The sequence below is a fragment of the Halomonas sp. genome, from assembly GCF_041689495.1.
Classification (GTDB): domain Bacteria; phylum Pseudomonadota; class Gammaproteobacteria; order Pseudomonadales; family Halomonadaceae; genus Halomonas.
On the sequence record NZ_JBDNGD010000344.1, the window covers coordinates 1 to 2,565 of the forward strand.

The window sequence follows — 2,565 nt, forward strand, 5'->3', positions numbered from 1 at the left end:
TACCATCGGTCTGCTGGGCATGCTCGCCGACAAGGATGCCGATGGGGTAATCGATGCCCTGACACCGGTTATCGATGCCTGGGTGACGACCCGCCTGAGGGGAGACCGGGGGCGCCCGGCAGACGACCTCGCCGGGCGGCTGGTCGCTCGTGGTGCCGAGGTGTGGCATTGTACGGATTCGCCCGCCCTTGCAGCCGGCTGGCTGGCCTCCCGGCTCGCTCCCGGCGATCGGGTCCTGGTCTGCGGATCCTTCTTCACCGTGGCCGAGGTCCTTGCCTGGTTGCTGGCGCGGAGTGAGCCCAGAGCACAGACTGGAAGTGAAGACACGGCTAGCGAGGGAGTCTCATGAAGTACGGAATGCGGGAACGCCTCAGTGGTGCCATCATCCTGATCGCGCTGGCAGTGATTTTCGTGCCCATGCTTTTCGACGAGCCGGCTCCCAGGGAAGAGCGCCCCCAGCCTGTGCTGACCATCGAGCAGCCCGTCGATGTGGAACGGCGTGACGTGCCGGACCCTCAGCCACCGGCGAGCCTCGGCGAGATTCAGTCGCCCGACGTTTCGGAGACCCCCGAGACGCAGGATGCCGCACCCACTCCCAGCGAGTCGTCAGATACCGTTGATGAAGGAGTGGAGGACGCCACGGCAGCATCACCCGAGCCGCCTGATGACGTCGAACGGCCAGTGGAGGATCCCATCGCCGAACTGGCCCGTGCCGCGGATGAGCGCCTGGCCAGGGAAGAGGCTGCTGCGTCATCCGCGGTGACACCCTCGGCATCTTCGGGCGAATGGGCGGTACAGGTGGGCAGCTTCGGCGAACCGGCCAACGCCGAGCGGCTGCAGACACAGTTGCGAGACCAGGGGTTCAATGCCTATAGCCGGCCCCGGGACAACAACCTGACCAGCGTCTATGTCGGACCCTATGCGTCCTCGGAAGCCGGGGAGCGCGCGATGGTCGAGCTCAAGGAGCAGGCCAATCTTCAGGGGCTGCTGGTCAGGGAAGTGGAATGAGCATGACCATGACATGGATCGACTGGCTGTTCATTGTCCTGCTGGTGGTGACATCGGTCACCGGCTTCCTTCGTGGACTGGTTCGCGAGGCACTGGGCCTGGCAGCCTGGGTCCTTGCTCTGCTGGCGGCTCGGTTGCTGGCCGAGCCGGTGGCCGATTTGATGTCGGGTTTCATCGACAGCGCCGATGGGCGACTGGTACTGGCCTTCGTGCTGGTGATCTTTGCGGTGGTCTTGCTGTGTGGCATCGTCATCCGCATGCTGCATGCCGCCGTCGTCTGGGTCGGCATGGGCTGGTTCAATCGGGTGATGGGGGCGGCATTCGGTGCTGCCAAGGGAGCCGCGATCCTGGTGCTGGCGACGATCCTAATCAGCCTCACGCCGCTGTCTGATCTGGACGCCTGGGCCGATGCCCAGCTTCGGCCGACCTTCGAGCAACTGCGTAACTGGGCGGTCAGTCAGCTCGAGACCTGGGAGGGACGTATCCCCGAGGCACCGGTGTCACTCCGTGATCTCTCCCTGCCGGGGAGTGGTGACGAGGAAGCAAGCCGTAACGAGGTTCCCTGATGGTTCGAACTGGGTGCCGGCGTGACTGCAATGCCGGTCGATCACGGTAAACGAGGAAAGTGGAATGTGCGGTATCGTGGGCCTGATGGCCAAAGAGGCGGTAAACCAGGGGATCTATGATGCCCTGACAGTGCTCCAGCATCGTGGACAGGATGCCGCCGGCATGATGACCTGGGACGAGGGTCGCTTCCTGTTGCGCAAGAGCAACGGACTGGTGCGGGACGTCTTCCATACTCGCCACATGGCACGCCTCAAGGGCAATCTCGGTATCGGCCATGTGCGCTACCCGACGGCGGGTTCCTCCAGCGAGGCGGAATCCCAGCCGTTCTATGTCAACTCGCCCTTCGGTATCTCCCTGGCTCACAACGGCAACCTCACCAACTCGGACCAGCTCAAGCAGGAACTCTTTTCCTCCGATCTACGACACATAAACACCAGCTCGGACTCCGAGGTGCTGCTCAACGTCTTTGCCCATGAACTGGGCAAACAGGGGCTGCATCTGGAACCCGGCGATATCTTCGATGCCGTGCGTCGTGTCCATCGCCGCTGCAAGGGGGGCTATGTGGCAGTGGCTATCATCAATGGCATTGGTCTGCTTGCCTTCCGCGACCCCAACGGCATCCGCCCGGTGGTCTTCGGCACTCGAGACCAGGGCAACGGCAAGGAAGTGATGATTGCCTCCGAATCCGTCGCACTGGACGTGGGGGGCTTCGATCTGCACCGTGACCTGGCCCCCGGAGAGGCCATCTTCGTCGACATGGATGGCCAGATACACACCCAGCTATGTGCCGATCATCCCCGCCTCACCTCCTGCATCTTCGAGCATGTCTACCTGGCACGACCCGATTCCATCCTCGACGGTGCCTATGTCTATGGCGCTCGCATGCAGATGGGACGCAAGCTTGGCGACCGCATCCAGAACGAGTGGCCGGACCATGACATCGACGTGGTCATCCCGATTCCCGATACCTCGCGTACCTCGGCGCTGGAA

The 2,565-nt window shown here is 63.2% G+C and carries 4 protein-coding genes; all 4 read left to right on the forward strand.

Going from position 1 to position 2,565, the window contains the following annotated elements; all coding sequences use genetic code 11:
- A partial coding sequence (locus ACESMD_RS10925) for a glutamate ligase domain-containing protein (RefSeq protein ID WP_372613062.1) occupies window positions 1–349 on the forward strand: 349 nt, incomplete at its 5' end.
- On the forward strand, window positions 346–1,008 hold the full coding sequence (locus tag ACESMD_RS10930) for an SPOR domain-containing protein (RefSeq protein ID WP_372613064.1): 663 nt from the start codon (window positions 346–348) through the stop codon (window positions 1,006–1,008). The genes ACESMD_RS10925 and ACESMD_RS10930, both read left to right, overlap by 4 nt.
- 2 nt (window positions 1,009–1,010) lie before the next feature.
- Window positions 1,011–1,574: a CvpA family protein gene (locus tag ACESMD_RS10935; RefSeq protein WP_372613066.1), complete on the forward strand. Its 564-nt coding sequence runs from the start codon at window positions 1,011–1,013 to the stop codon at window positions 1,572–1,574.
- Window positions 1,575–1,638: 64 nt separating this feature from the next.
- Window positions 1,639–2,565: amidophosphoribosyltransferase (locus ACESMD_RS10940; protein WP_372613068.1), on the forward strand; the 927-nt coding region annotated here is incomplete at its 3' end.